The 14,086-nt window shown below is 62.0% G+C and carries 12 protein-coding genes; 11 read left to right on the top strand and 1 reads right to left on the bottom strand.

The annotated features are described in order from the left end of the window. Positions 1–33 precede the first annotated feature (33 nt). The 5 genes from ACYQ0G_RS08555 to ACYQ0G_RS08535 all read left to right on the top strand — a co-directional run bounded on the left by ACYQ0G_RS08555 (position 34) and on the right by ACYQ0G_RS08535 (position 5,605). Complete coding sequence (locus ACYQ0G_RS08555; protein ID WP_460101644.1) at positions 34–1,191, top strand: PepSY-associated TM helix domain-containing protein; 1,158 nt, start codon at positions 34–36, stop codon at positions 1,189–1,191. After that, positions 1,188–1,385: a hypothetical protein gene (locus tag ACYQ0G_RS08550; RefSeq protein WP_460101642.1), complete on the top strand. Its 198-nt coding sequence runs from the start codon at positions 1,188–1,190 to the stop codon at positions 1,383–1,385. The genes ACYQ0G_RS08555 and ACYQ0G_RS08550 overlap by 4 nt, the downstream gene beginning before the upstream one ends. Before the next feature lie 17 nt (positions 1,386–1,402). Next, entirely contained in the window at positions 1,403–3,499 is a 2,097-nt protein-coding gene (locus ACYQ0G_RS08545; RefSeq protein WP_460101640.1) for a TonB-dependent receptor, read from the top strand. Positions 3,500–3,668: 169 nt separating this feature from the next. Continuing rightward, the gene (locus tag ACYQ0G_RS08540; RefSeq protein WP_460101639.1) at positions 3,669–4,712 is read left to right on the top strand and encodes a diacylglycerol/lipid kinase family protein; all 1,044 of its coding nucleotides are present in this window, start codon (positions 3,669–3,671) and stop codon (positions 4,710–4,712) included. A 47-nt stretch (positions 4,713–4,759) separates the two neighbouring features. Continuing rightward, the gene (locus tag ACYQ0G_RS08535) at positions 4,760–5,605 is read left to right on the top strand and encodes a hypothetical protein (protein ID WP_460101637.1); all 846 of its coding nucleotides are present in this window, start codon (positions 4,760–4,762) and stop codon (positions 5,603–5,605) included. Here the strand turns inward: ACYQ0G_RS08535 and ACYQ0G_RS08530 are convergent. Then, positions 5,596–6,093, bottom strand: coding sequence for a DUF2141 domain-containing protein (locus tag ACYQ0G_RS08530; RefSeq protein ID WP_460101635.1), 498 nt, complete (start codon positions 6,091–6,093; stop codon positions 5,596–5,598). The genes ACYQ0G_RS08535 and ACYQ0G_RS08530 overlap by 10 nt on opposite strands. 231 nt (positions 6,094–6,324) lie before the next feature. Here ACYQ0G_RS08530 and rpe point away from each other — a divergent pair, with 231 nt between their 5' ends. From rpe to dxs, 6 genes are all read left to right on the top strand, one after another. Further along, on the top strand, positions 6,325–6,987 hold the full coding sequence (rpe, locus tag ACYQ0G_RS08525; RefSeq protein WP_460101634.1) for a ribulose-phosphate 3-epimerase: 663 nt from the start codon (positions 6,325–6,327) through the stop codon (positions 6,985–6,987). Next, positions 6,984–8,957 carry a heparinase II/III family protein gene (locus ACYQ0G_RS08520; protein WP_460101632.1) on the top strand — a complete coding sequence of 658 codons (1,974 nt, stop codon included), beginning with the start codon at positions 6,984–6,986 and terminating at the stop codon, positions 8,955–8,957. Before rpe ends, ACYQ0G_RS08520 begins: the two co-directional genes overlap by 4 nt. Positions 8,958–8,964: 7 nt before the next feature. Next, entirely contained in the window at positions 8,965–10,551 is a 1,587-nt protein-coding gene (gene purH, locus ACYQ0G_RS08515) for a bifunctional phosphoribosylaminoimidazolecarboxamide formyltransferase/IMP cyclohydrolase (RefSeq protein ID WP_460101630.1), read from the top strand. A 277-nt stretch (positions 10,552–10,828) separates the two neighbouring features. Continuing rightward, positions 10,829–11,509, top strand: a complete 681-nt coding sequence (gene msrA / locus ACYQ0G_RS08510; RefSeq protein ID WP_460101628.1) for a peptide-methionine (S)-S-oxide reductase MsrA — start codon at positions 10,829–10,831, stop codon at positions 11,507–11,509. A 36-nt stretch (positions 11,510–11,545) separates the two neighbouring features. Further along, entirely contained in the window at positions 11,546–12,013 is a 468-nt protein-coding gene (locus ACYQ0G_RS08505; protein ID WP_460101627.1) for a Fur family transcriptional regulator, read from the top strand. Between the two features lie 139 nt (positions 12,014–12,152). Then, positions 12,153–14,075, top strand: coding sequence for a 1-deoxy-D-xylulose-5-phosphate synthase (dxs, locus tag ACYQ0G_RS08500; protein WP_460101625.1), 1,923 nt, complete (start codon positions 12,153–12,155; stop codon positions 14,073–14,075). Positions 14,076–14,086: the final 11 nt, after the last annotated feature.

Below are 14,086 nucleotides of genomic sequence, written 5' to 3'. Positions count from 1 at the left end.
GACCCGGTCTGCGGGTGTCGGTAGCGGGCCCGCATGTCTCGTCGAGCAATCCGAATCTGGTATCTGATCCACAAGTGGAGCAGCCTGATTCCTACGGTATTCCTGCTGATGTTGTGCGTGACCGGGCTGCCGCTGGTTTTCCATGACGAGATCGATGCCGCGATGGCTGGGGATACGGAAGCTACGCTGAGCGGCCCCCCCTCCGCCGATAGCGGCTTGCCGCTCGATATCATGCTGAACAAGGCTTTGGCGGGAAGCCCCGGATCAGTGCCTTTATTCATGGCTTTCAGCCAGGACAGCCCGCTGCTGACGGTGACTACCGGCCCCAGTCCTGACGCCGCTCCCGACCAGATGGACCTCTTTTTCTTCGACCGTACAACCGGCGCTTCACTGGGCCCGGCGCCGGTCAATCCGGTGATGGACTTCATCCTCCAGCTCCATACCGACATGTTTCTAGGCCTGCCCGGCATGCTGGTTCTGGGCATTATGGGGTTGTTATTTGTCCTCGCTCTCGTTTCGGGCACCGTCCTTTACGCCCCCTTCATGCGCAAGATCGCCTTCGGAACCATACGCAGGAACCGAAGCGATCGGCTGCGCCGCCTCGATCACCACAATTTCTTCGGCATAGTGGCTCTGGCGTGGATGCTAGTCATCGGCCTCACGGGAGCCATTAACGCATTCGCCGACCCGCTGACGGACAGCTGGCGCGACGGCGAAGTTGCCCGGATGACCGCTTCCTATGCAGGAACCCCTTCCATAGCGCCGCAGGACTATGGCTCGCTGGATGCGGCAATGGACGCGGCAAACCGAGCCCTGCCCGGCAGAAGCCCGCAATTCATAGGGTTTCCCGGCGGCGACTGGTCGTCCGGTCACCACTATGCAATCTTCTTTCAGGGCGACCGTCCTCTCACCCAACATCTTCTGACGCCGGCATTGGTGGATGCGGCCACCGCCGAGCTAACCGATGCCCGCAACATGCCTGCGCTCAATCAAGCGCTGATGATGTCCAAGCCCCTGCACTTCGGCGATTACGGGGGCCTGCCGCTCAAGCTGATCTGGGCGGTGCTGACGCTGGCCACCATCTGGGTGCTGTGGACCGGCATCCTGCTGTGGTTCAAACGTACACCGGGCAATATCGAGCGCCGGATCGAAGAGATCCGCACCGGCACTATTCCGCAGGCGTCGTCGTGAAAGGATCCCGGCGCAGACCTTCTGCGATATTTGCGGTGCCCCTGCTGATCGGCACAGCCATGCTCATCGGCCTCGTTCTCGGTCTGACCGGCAACGGACCGAGAGACGCCTTGGCTTGGGGCTTCGCCGGACTTGCCCCGCTCACCCTTCTTTTCGGCCTGTTGCGCCGTGCTCCCAGACGATCCTCAAATTGATCACGAAAGACCCGACGATGAACCGTATGACGCGCATTTCCACGCTTGCCCTGGCCCTGTCGCTGCCTGCAGTGGCGCATGCACAGGACGATCAAGACACAATCGTCGTGACTGCCCAGCGCGCCAACCAATCGGAAGTCACCAATGGCGGTAGCGCGGGCGTTCTCGGCAACAAGGCTGCGGAAAACCTGCCTTTCACCATCCGTACCTATAACGAAAGCCTGATCCTCAACCAGCAGCCCCAGACGCTGGGCGACGTGCTCGACAATGATGCGACCATTCGTACGACCTACGGCTTCGGCAATGCTGCAGAGCAATTCGTCGTTCGTGGCTTCACCCTGTTCGGCGACGATGTCGGCGTAAACGGCCTTTACGGGATCGGACCGCGCCAGTTGGTGGCTCCACAGCTTTATGGCAGCGTGCAGGTTCTCAACGGAGCCAGCGCTTTTCTCAACGGTGCCGCACCAGGAGGGACAGGCCTCGGCGGCAACGTCAACCTGCAACTCAAGCGGGCTGGCGAACGAGACCTCGTGCGGGTTACCGGATCGGCGGAAGAAAATGCTCGCTTCGGCGGGGCGGTCGACGTTTCGCGGCGCTTCGGCGAAAATCGCGAATGGGGCGTCCGGCTGAATGGCGCTTATCTCGATGGAGAGACATCGATCGATCGCGAAGATCGGCGCACGGCCGTAGTTGGAGCGGCAATCGATTACGCTTCGGGACCGTTCAAAGCTGTGCTGGATCTGGCATTTCAGGAAATCCGGGTTGACGGACTGCGCCCCAAGGTGACGCTGGGAACTTCCGCCATTCCGGACGTTCCCGAAGCCGATGCCAATTACGCGCAGGACTTTACCTACAGCGAATTGCGCGATGTCTTCGGGACAGTAAATCTCGAGTATGCTTTGGCCGATAACGCCATGGTTTACGCCAAAGCGGGTGCGCGTGATGGCCGGGAAAAAGGAATTTATGGCGGGGTTACCGTCAATGATGTGGACACTGGTGCTGCCGCAGGGTCGGCCTTGTTCGTCCCCGCCACGACCAATAACGAAGCCGTGGAAGCCGGCCTACGTGTCAAACTCGGCGAAGCGGTGACGCACGAATTCAATTTCGGTGGCAACGCCAACTGGCAGGTATTCCGCACGGCTTACGACTTTCTCCCGAGTTACGAGACCAATCTCTATGCAACCCCGCAGGTTGCGGAGCCTGTCTCTACAGGCTTCATCGGCGGCGATCTCGACAACCCAAATCCAACTGCGCGAACGACGCTGTGGAGCGCTTTTGCCTCGGATACGCTGGGCTTTTGGGACGACCGCATCTTGCTGACTGGCGGCCTGCGGCTGCAGAACATTCGCCAGCGAAACATCGGCTATGATGGCGTGCTCGTCGACTTCTACGATAACGACAAGGTTACTCCAGTCGCCGGGATCGTCGTGAAGCCCGTCGAACAGCTGTCGCTCTACGCCAACAGGATCGAGGCGCTCCAGGTGGGAGCGTTCGTTCCGCTGGATCCTGCCAATCCATTGCCCAACGCAGGACAGGCGCTCGCACCGCGCGTGTCGGTCCAGTACGAGGTCGGCGGAAAGCTTGGCCTTGGCGGCATGTTCCTGACCCTTGGCGCCTATCGCATCGAGCGGCCGGGAGAAGGCGTGCTCGAAGACGGCACCTATGGCTATCTGGGCGAGCAGCGCAATGAAGGCATCGAATTCACCGCGAGCGGTGAACTGGCACCTGGACTGCGTCTGATCGGCGGGGCAGCCTTGACCGATGCCGAATTCGACAATGGCGCTAAAGTCACCGGTGTGCCGGAATACACTGCCAATGCGGATGTGGAATGGGATCCGGCCTTCCTTACAGGAGCCACGCTGACGGCACGCGCCGTTCATACAGGACCCCAGTGGGTCGATGCGGCCAACACTCTGGAACTCGATACCTGGACCCGGTTCGATCTTGGAGCGCGTTACGTCTTCGCCGCCGGCGAAACGCCTGTGACACTGCGTCTGTCAGTCGAGAATGTCGCTAATGAACGCTATTGGGCCAGCGCATTCGACGCCTTCTCTTCGGCGTTGCTGCAGGGGAAGCCGCGCACGTTCAAGGCCAGCATCTCGGCGGATTTCTGAATTCAGGGGCGAGTGGCAGCGGTACGCAATCGGTGTCACTCGCTTAGGCCTGCTGACATGTTTCGAGCAAAAGCTGGAAATCATTGGCCGATAGGTTACATAGTCATGACAAAGTGTGACTCTTTCGGGAAACAATTAGGCTCGCCCGGCTCTATGGGGCATGGGCGCCATGACTATGGAACGTACGATCTACCAGTTCGAGGACTTTGCCCGGAACGCGGGTAACAGCGCACGTGCGCCGTTGCGGCTGCAGCCGGCAAGCCGTAGTGGCCAGGCCGTCCGCGTGGGTGTGATCCTGAACCGGCGCAGCCATCAGAATCTCGCGGAAACACGCGAGTGCGAGGGACGCAGCAACGTTACTGTCGCTTGCCCCGATACGCGTCACGACATCGTCCATGAACTGGCTAGTTTTGCAGAACGCGGCATCGACCTGTTGGTGATCAGCGGCGGAGATGGAACGGTGCGCGATGTCCTGACCATGGGGCAAAGCGTCTTTGGCAAAAACTGGCCCAAGATCGCGGTCCTGCCGAAGGGCAAGACCAACGCCCTCAATGTGGACCTGGGTTCGCCGGAGGACTGGACGTTGTCACAGGCCATCGCTGCCTACACCACCGGACGTACGGTGAGGCGTAGGCCGCTCGCGATCCGACCGATCGACAGCAAGGATCCGCCCGTGCTCGGTTTCATCATGGGGGCAGGCGCCTTTTCCCTGGGTGTCGACGCCGGTCAGGATGCGCACAAGATCGGCTTTTTCAATTCGCTCGCCGTGGGAATGACAAGCGCCTGGGGCGTCTTGCAAGCTCTGTTCGGCAGCGATCGCAACCAGTGGCGGCGGGGCACGCGTCTGAAGCTTGCCTATCTGCCATCCGGTCAGCCGATCGAACGATCGGGGTTTGGCGACCCACAGCGCAGGCACATCATGCTCGCGTCGACACTTCAGACGATGCCGCTCGACATCAAGCTGTTCGGGAAAGACCAGAGCGGCATTCGCCTGCTCCTACTCGACCACCCGCGCCGCCGCGTGCTTTTTTCCGTCCCGGCGATCCTCGCGGGCTGGCATCCAAGCTGGCTCAAGCGCCAAGGTCTGCATCATGTCGCGGCAGACGGATTCGCCATGACCCTCGATGCACCTTTCGTACTCGACGGGGAGCATTTCGCGCCGGGAAGCTACCGCATCGAACAGGGGCCTGAACTCACCTTCGTTGCCGAGTGAGCCATACGCTACATAATCGTGTGGTTGAAACGCTCTCGCGCCCGCTCATGCCAGAGGTAAAAGCCTATGCGCAGCGCCTGGGCGAAGAGACGGGCGCGATGGCAGTCCTGTTTTATGGTTCCAACTTGCGCACCGGCTCGCTCGAAGGCGTGCTGGATTTCTATGTGCTGCTCCCGGGCAAACAGCGCGAGCGTGTCTGGCCGCGCGTCAGCTACCGCGAACTGAATTACGAAGGCGAGACACTGAGGGCAAAGATTGCCACGATGAGCCTGGAAAAATTTGCCGAAGCCGCCAGCGGAAATAGCCGCGATACGACCATCTGGACTCGTTTCGTGCAGCCGAGCGCATTGGCTTGGTCGCGCGACAACGAAACGGTTGGAATTGTATCGGATGCAATCGCCGAAGCTGCCTGCACCGCAAGCCGCTACGCCGCCGTGCTGGGCCCGGACGCAGGCCGCGCCGAAGATTATTGGCGAGCTTTGTTCCGCGCCACTTATCGTGCCGAATTCCGGGTGGAAAAGCCGGGCCGGGAGGACTCGATATTGTCAGTCAATGCCGAGCATTTCGCCGGGCTTCTGCCGGCGGCATGGGAGGCTGCGGGTATCACCTATACCCAAAAAAGCGATCGGTTTTCGCCAACCCTTCCGGAGCGGATGAAGCGTGATCTGCGCGCCCGGTGGAAACAGCGAGAAAAGCTCGGAAAGCCGCTAAATATCCTGCGGCTCGCCAAGGCTACCACTACGTTCGAGGGTGCCGCGCGCTATGGTGCCTGGAAACTCGAACGGCATACCGGAATCGCACTTGAAGTGACGCCGTTTCGCGAACGTCACCCCCTGCTCGCTATGCCGGGTGCCGCATGGGAGCTATGGCGCGCGCGCCGCAATCAGCGGTAACGCATGTTGATCGAGATATTCTCGACCCGGTTGCCGATATCGAAGCCGACTTTCTTGTAGCTCGGCTTGCCGAGGTTGAAGATGTTGATGCTCGGATTGTTCGACATTGCGCCGCCGTCACTGAAGATGTCGGTCTTGCCGTTGCCGTTGATATCGTGGCGCACCGCGATGCCGTAATGGCCGGGTTTCGGCACTGGCATGCAGAACCGCATCGTTCCAGCCTTCGCAGGCGCTTCCATGCGGTAAATCCACCGGCCCGATTCCAGCCAGTCCTGCTTCGTAGCGCGATAGGACTGGATGCGAATGGTCCCTTTCGATTCCTTGATGCCGTTGATCGAGACGAGCACAGCCGGACCCTTGCCAGAGGTGCACTTGGCTGGATCATGCGCAATCTCTTCCCGATACTGCGCCTGCGCGGGGGCAGCAAAGGATAGACCGGTAAGCGCAAGCGCGGCGGTCCCGGTGATGAGGGATAATGTTCTAGTCATGGCTGAATGGCCCCATAATTCTTGTGACGGGCGGACCCGCTCGATTTCAGGCGCGGTATATCACACCGCTCTGAATTGCGGCTGAATTTACCGTTCAATCGCCAGTCGGGCGCGTAGCCTAAACCCTACACGGCCCGTGGATAAGCCTGCGGATAAACTTGTGGAACCGTAGTGCGCAAAGGTAATCCTACTATAGGCACGGCGACCCACCCACGTCTTGGACTGACGCGCATGACAGCACCCCTTATCTCCCCTTCGATCCTTTCTGCCGATTTCGCTCGGCTCGGCGAGGAGGTTCGTGCTGTCGATCAGGCGGGGGCCGACTGGATCCATATCGATGTGATGGATGGGCATTACGTGCCCAACATCACGATCGGACCTGCGGTGGTGAAGGCTTTGCGGCCGCATACGGAAAAGCCGTTCGACGTTCATCTGATGATCGCGCCGGTCGATCCTTATCTCGAAGCTTTTGCGGAAGCCGGCGCAGACATCATCACCGTGCATCCAGAAGCGGGACCACATATCCATCGCACCCTGCAGGCGATCAAGGCCCTGGGCAAGAAGGCGGGCGTGGTTCTCAATCCGGGCACGCCGGCCAAAATGCTCGACTACCTCATCGAGGAAGTCGACCTCGTGCTCGTGATGAGCGTCAACCCCGGCTTCGGTGGGCAAAGCTTCATTCACTCCCAGCTGCGCAAGATCGAAGCAATCCGGAGCATGATCGAGAAATCCGGAAAGGATATCCGCCTGCAAGTCGATGGCGGGGTGGACCCGTCAACTGCTCCCATGTGCATTGAGGCAGGCGCCGACGTCTTGGTCGCAGGCTCTGCCACATTCCGCGGCGGAGTGGAGAAATATGCCGCCAACATTGCTGCGCTGAAGGGGCAGGGATGAGTGAAGGCCAATCCGATCTGTTGAGCGCCACCCGGGACGACGCGCCCGGCGGTACACAAGCGGCCCTGCCGCTATTCGATGACCACGAACCGCTGGTCGAGGCCAAAGCCGAAGAGTCTGCTCGGATCGAACAGCAGGTTGAGCGGGAAGAGCCCCCGGCCAGCCAGGTTAAGGCTACTCAGCCAGTCATGCCTGCCGCCGCACCTCCTTTTCAAGAGCCGCTTGAAGTCGACCCCGAACCGCTTGAGCCGTCGCGCGCATTGGTGCCGGCTGATTTCGCGCTTCCGCATGCTGGACCGCTGGAGGCCGCCATTCGCTGGGCGTACAAGCTTGGTGTGCCGGGGGCCATACTGGCTGCACCACTGCGCAAACCGGCGCGCCCACGCTTTCTTGCCATGGTCGAAACCCCGCTTCCGGGAGACCGGGCTGCAGGCGTCGCTTTGCGTGCAGGATATTTTCAGGTCGGCGGACTGAAGGCACCCATCGGGAAGCTGGATTTTGCGTCTCCGTCCAAACTAACTCCGCCATTCGCGCGCGCAGTGCACGGGTTCACCTGGATGCGTGACTTGTCTTCCTGTGCGCCGCGTGGGCAATGTGCCGATACCTCGGGCCGTATATTCCGTGCCTGGATCAAGCAGAATTCCGTGCCCGGCAAAGGAGCGGCTTGGGATGTGGAGTTCGCAGGTCTTCGCCTTTTGAACTGGCTCGTTCACACGCCTGTCCTGCTTTCGGGAGAGGGCGAGGCGCTAAAAATGCCGCTGCTCACCGCTATCGAGACGACGGCCCGCTGGCTCGACAGGCATGTCGCCGGAAGCGACGACGGGCTTGCGCAGGTTACCGGCTGGACCGCCATCGTGGCGGCAGGCTTGCTACTGCCTGACGGCAAACCGCGGCGCCTGCATGGCGAGGCGGGACTGCTGAAATCGCTCGGCGAACTGGTGAGCGACGATGGCGGCGTTTTCTCGCGCAGTCCGTCGGCGCAGGTTCAGGCGATATCGCTCCTGATCGATCTGCGGGCCTGTTATGCGGCGGTAAAGCGCCAGCCTCCTGCGGCGCTCGATGCTCTTCTCAGCCTCATGGTTCCGGCCCTGCTTTCCTTAAGGATGGGGGATATGGGCCTGGGAAGCTGGCAGGGTGGAGCAGCTATGGATGACGCGTCGCTCGACGCGCTGATCGTGGCGAGCGACGTCCGGGCCCGCCCGATGCTGGAATCGCGCCAATGGGGTTACCAGCGCGTGAAGGCGCGTCACGGTGTTCTGGTGATGGATGCAGCACCTCCGCCACGGCCCCGCCATGCCCGTCAGGGAAGTGCATCCACGCTGGCGTTCGAATTTTCACACAAGAACCAGCGCATCGTCGTCAATTGCGGCGGATCGGAACTGGCGGGGGCGCTTGTCCCCGCACGCATCGAACAAGGCCTTCGCGGAACTTCGGCGCATTCCACCTTGGTGCTGGATGAAGCCAATTCGACAGCCGTGCTTCTCAATGGCCAGATCGGCAAGGGGGTGGAAGAGGTCGACTTCACTCGTGAAGCCGTCCGTCAGGGCGGCCGCCGGGCGACCAGGCTGGAAGCGGCGCATAACGGCTATGTCGCGCGCTATGGCCTGCAGCACCGCCGGATCCTGCTGTTGTCGGACGATGGGGCGGAGTTGCGCGGTGAAGATGTGCTCGAACCTTCGGGCAAGAAGGGGCAGCGCGGCAAGGTCGGCTTTGCGATCCGCTTCCACCTCGGCCGCGGTATCGAGGCGCGGCTGACCGACGACGGGATGGGCGCACACCTCGCCTTGCCTGACGCAAGTTACTGGCAATTCCGCCTCGCAAGCGTTAGCGGCGAGGCGCACTGCACGCTGGAGGACAGCCTGTGGGTCGACGGCTATGGTCGTCCGCACGGCGTGCAGCAGATCGTGGTCGAAGGCATGGCCGCGCGCGGCGGGGAACGTTTCCCCTGGCTGCTCAAGAAAATGGGATGATTTGTACGTGAGCGATGTGAGCATCAAGCGGGCCCTTCTTTCGGTGTCCGACAAAAGCGGCCTTGTGGATCTGGGCAAGGCGCTGGCTGCCAAAGGCGTGGAGCTGGTATCGACCGGCGGAACCGCCAAGGCGCTGCGCGAAGCCGGTCTCGATGTGAAGGATGTCTCTGATATTACGGGTTTTCCCGAGATGATGGACGGGCGCGTAAAGACGCTTCACCCCATGGTGCACGGCGGCCTGCTGGCCGTGCGCGACAATGCCGAACACGCCGCCGCGATGAACGAGCACGCAATCGGCGCGATCGATCTGGTTGTCGTCAATCTCTACCCCTTCGAAGCCACGGTGGCCAAGGGGGCCGAGCGCGACGAGGTCATCGAGAACATCGATATCGGCGGCCCGTCCATGGTGCGCAGTGCAGCCAAGAACCACCAATATGTCACCATCGTCACCGATCCGGCAGACTATGCCACGCTGACCGCCGAACTCGAGGATGGCGGCGCGACTTCGCTCGATTTCCGCAAGCGTATGGCGGCCAAGGCTTTTGCGGCGACTGCGGCCTATGACGCCGCGATCAGCCAGTGGTTCGCCTATGCCGACCAAGGCGAGACTTTCCCGCAGAAACGCGCGATGGCATCGAACCTGGTGTCCACGCTGCGTTATGGCGAAAACCCGCATCAGCAGGCCGCGCTCTATGTCCCGCAGCGCGTCCCTTCACCCGGCCTCCCGCAGGCCGAGCAGGTGCAGGGTAAGGAACTGAGTTACAACAATTATAACGATGCCAATGCCGCGCTTGAGCTGGTGTCGGAATTTGCCGATGGCCAGCCTGCGGTCGTGATCGTGAAGCACGCCAATCCGTGCGGTGTGGCGCAGGCCGACAGCCTGCTCGATGCGTGGAATGCCGCGCTCGAATGCGACAGCGTCAGCGCATTCGGCGGTATCGTGGCGACCAATGTGCCGCTCGACGGGCCTACTGCCGAGGCGATCTGTCAGATCTTCACCGAAGTGGTGGTCGCACCGGGCGCGGATGATGCTGCGCGGGCTGCTTTTGCGAAGAAAAAGAACCTGCGCCTCCTGCTGACCGAGGGCCTGCCCGACCCTCGCCGGCCCGGTTTTTCGCAGGTCGTCATCACCGGGGGACTGCTGGTGCAGACCCGGGATAACGGCGCAATTTCGCAGGAAGATCTGAAGGTTGTGACCCAGCGGCAGCCGACCGAGCAGGAGCTGAAGGACTGCCTCTTCGCCTGGACCGTGGCGCGGCATGTGAAATCGAACGCCATCGTCTATGCCAAGGACGGCGCGACGGCGGGGATCGGGGCGGGCCAGATGAACCGCCGCGATTCGAGCCGGATTGCTGCGATGAAGGCCGCCGAAGCCGCGGAAAAGTACGGTTGGGACCAGTCCCGCACCGTCGGCAGCGCGGTGGCATCGGACGCTTTCTTCCCCTTTGCCGACGGTCTTCTTGCCGCGGCGGAGGCCGGGGCGACGGCGATCATCCAGCCCGGCGGTTCGATCCGCGACGAGGAAGTGATCGCCGCTGCCGACGAGAAAAACCTCGCCATGGTGTTCACCGGCATGCGCCACTTCCGCCACTAAGTGTTCCGGAAAAGGCCCCGAACACCCTCTTGATCGGTAGGCCCACGGGCCGATCACCCCATTCGGTGATCGGCTGAACCGTTCACAACCATCGTATTCAGCACGTTGCAATTAGTCGGCGTGTACCCACGTGGAATAGAGCCACGAAAGCATAAGACATGAATCTCTTCACACCCGACCTCTATCGCAATTTCGGCATCGGCTTTTTGGCCGGAGCCTTCATCATTGCCTTTTCGAACGGCGGCGAAATCGTTTCGGCGGTCGCCGCGATCATTTGATGCGGCGCATTCCCCTTCTCCTCTCCTCGCTGGCGCTGGTCCTGACCGGTGCCTGCCAGCAGCCTGCCATGGCTGCCGAGGAAGCGGTGAAGGCACCGCCCGCCCAGACCCGCGCCAAGGAAAGCGGCGGCCTGAAAACCGCCATCTTCGCCGGGGGCTGTTTCTGGGGGGTCGAAGCCGTGTTCAGCCATACCAAGGGCGTGACCAGCGCCGTGGCCGGCTATCACGGCGGCACCGAACGGTCGGCCAAATATTCCATCGTCTCCAGCGGCGTGACCGATCATGCCGAGGCGGTGAAGGTCACCTATGATCCCGCTGTGATCCGGTACGACCAGCTGCTGCGCATCTATTTTTCCGTCATCGCCGATCCGACCCAGCTCAACCGCCAGGGCCCGGACCGGGGCGCGCATTATCGCAGCGCCATCATCCCGACATCCGCCGAGCAGAACGCGGTGGCCAAGGCCTATATCGCCCAGCTCGACAAGGCAGGCGTGTGGGACAAGCCGATCGTGACCAAGATCGAGCGCGCGCAGGGGTTCTACCCAGCCGAAACCTATCACCAAGACTTTGCCGCCAAGAATCCGCGCCACGGCTACATCGTGCGGTGGGATGCGCCCAAGGTCGCGGCGCTGAAGCGGCTCTATCCCAGTGCCTATCGCGCCGAGTTCAAGCGCGACTGACTTGCGCAGCGGCGCTGCCCGCCCTACTTTTGGGGCATGGCAGGACATGCACACGCACATGAGGAACATTCGGGCGACGATCTGATCGACGCGGCCCGTATCACGCTGACCGATTCGGGTGAGCAATGGACGGGTATGCGCCAGTCCGTGTTCGAGGAACTGGCGCGGCATGAAAAGCCTGCCAGCGCCTATGACATTGCCGACAATCTTTCGGCATCGCGCGGCAAGCGCGTGGCGCCCAACAGCGTCTATCGCATCCTCGACCTGTTCGTGCGCAACAACCTCGCCAACCGGATCGAGAGCGCGAATGCCTATCTCGTCAACACGCATCCCGGCTGCCGCCACGATTGCATCTTCCTGATCTGCGACGATTGCGGAAAGGCCATGCATATCGACGATGAGCGCGTCACCGGCGCGCTGCGCGTGGCAGGCAAGGATGCGGGTTTCCGCGATGTGCGCCCCGTGGTGGAACTGCGCGGATTATGTGACGATTGCGCCGCCTGAGCGCGGCCTTGGAATAGCAATCGCCTTCCCAAAGGACGTGGCCACAGCGGCCATTCCTTACCTTAACTGCGCCCAAGCGTGCAATTTCATCGACAAGCCGTTCATCGACAGTTCGGCAAACCAAGTGTAGAGCATTCGTATGAGTGACCGCCCGCATACCCCCCTGCTCGACACTGTCGACACCCCCGCCGACCTTCGCAAACTCGACCAGAGCCAGCTCCGCCAGCTGGCCGACGAACTGCGCGAAGAGATGATCGACGCCGTCGGGCAGACCGGCGGGCATCTGGGTTCGGGGCTGGGCGTGGTGGAACTGACCACGGCGATCCACTATGTTTTCGACACGCCGACCGACAAGCTGGTGTGGGACGTTGGCCACCAGTGCTATCCGCACAAGATCCTGACCGGCCGCCGCGACCGTATCCGTACGCTGCGGCAGGGCGGGGGGCTCAGCGGCTTCACCAAGCGCGCCGAAAGCGAATACGATCCCTTCGGCGCCGCGCATTCCTCCACCTCGATCAGCGCCGCATTGGGCTTTGCCATGGCGAACAAGATGCAGGCGCGGCCCGGCCGCGGCATCGCGGTGATCGGCGATGGCGCGATGAGCGCAGGCATGGCCTATGAGGCGATGAACAATGCCGAACAGGCGGGCAACCGGCTGGTCGTGATCCTCAACGATAACGACATGTCGATCGCGCCGCCGGTGGGCGGCCTGTCCGCCTATCTCGCGCGCATGGTGTCCTCCAGCGAATATCTGGGCCTCAGGACCATGGCATCGAAGCTGGCGCGCCGGATGGGGCGCCGCGTGTGGGGCGGGCTGGAAAAGGCCGAAGAATATGCCCGCGGCATGGTGACCGGCGGGACCATGTTCGAAGAACTGGGCTTCTATTACGTCGGCCCGATCGATGGCCACAATCTGGATCACCTGATCCCGGTGCTGGAAAATGTGCGCGACAGCGAACAGGGCCCGGTGCTGATCCATGTCGTGACCAAAAAGGGCAAGGGCTATGCCCCGGCCGAAAACAGCGCCGACAAATATCACGGCGTCGCCAAGTTCGATGTCGTCACCGGCAAGCAGAAGAAATCCACCGGCGGGCCGCCCGCCTATCAGAACGTCTTCGGCGAAACGCTGGCCAAGCTGGCGGAAACCGATCCGCGCATCTGCGCCATCACCGCCGCCATGCCCAGCGGCACGGGCGTCGATAAATTCGCGCAGGCGCACCCTGACAAGGCGTTCGATGTCGGCATTGCCGAACAGCACGGCGTGACCTTTGCCGCCGGCCTTGCCGCGGAAGGCATGCGCCCCTTCGCCGCAATCTATTCCACCTTCCTGCAGCGCGCCTATGACCAGGTGGTGCACGATGTGGCGATCCAGAACCTGCCCGTGCGCTTCGCGATCGACCGCGCCGGTCTGGTGGGTGCCGATGGCTGCACCCATGCGGGCAGCTTCGACGTGACCTATCTCGCCACCCTGCCCAACATGGTGGTGATGGCCGCCGCCGACGAGGCGGAGCTGGCGCATATGACCTATACCGCCGCTGAATATGACGATGGCCCCATCGCCTTCCGCTATCCGCGCGGCGGCGGCACGGGCGTGGAAATTCCCGAAAAGCTCGAAAAGCTGGAAATCGGCAAGGGCCGGATCGTCCGCGAAGGCACGAAGGTCGCCATCCTGTCGCTGGGCACGCGGCTGGAAGAAGCCAAAAAGGCCGCCGACCAGCTGGAAGCCAAGGGCCTGTCCACCACGGTCGCCGACATGCGCTTTGCCAAACCGCTGGACACCGCGCTGATCGAGAAACTGATGCGCAGCCACGAAGTGGTGGTGACGATCGAGGAAAGCGCCATCGGCGGCCTCGGCGCGCATGTGCTGACCTATGCCAGCGACGAGGGGCTGACGGACAACGGCCTGAAGGTGCGCACCATGCGCCTGCCCGACACCTTCCAGGATCAGGACGATCCGATGAAGCAGTATGACGAAGCGGGGCTGAATGCGCCGCATATCGTGGATACGGTGCTGAACGCACTGCGGCACAACAGCGCGGGCGTGGAAGAGGCGCGGGCTTAGGTCAGCGCCTC

This window comes from Qipengyuania triglochinis (assembly GCF_054655615.1).
This window is presented reverse-complemented; position numbering and strand designations above follow the sequence as displayed.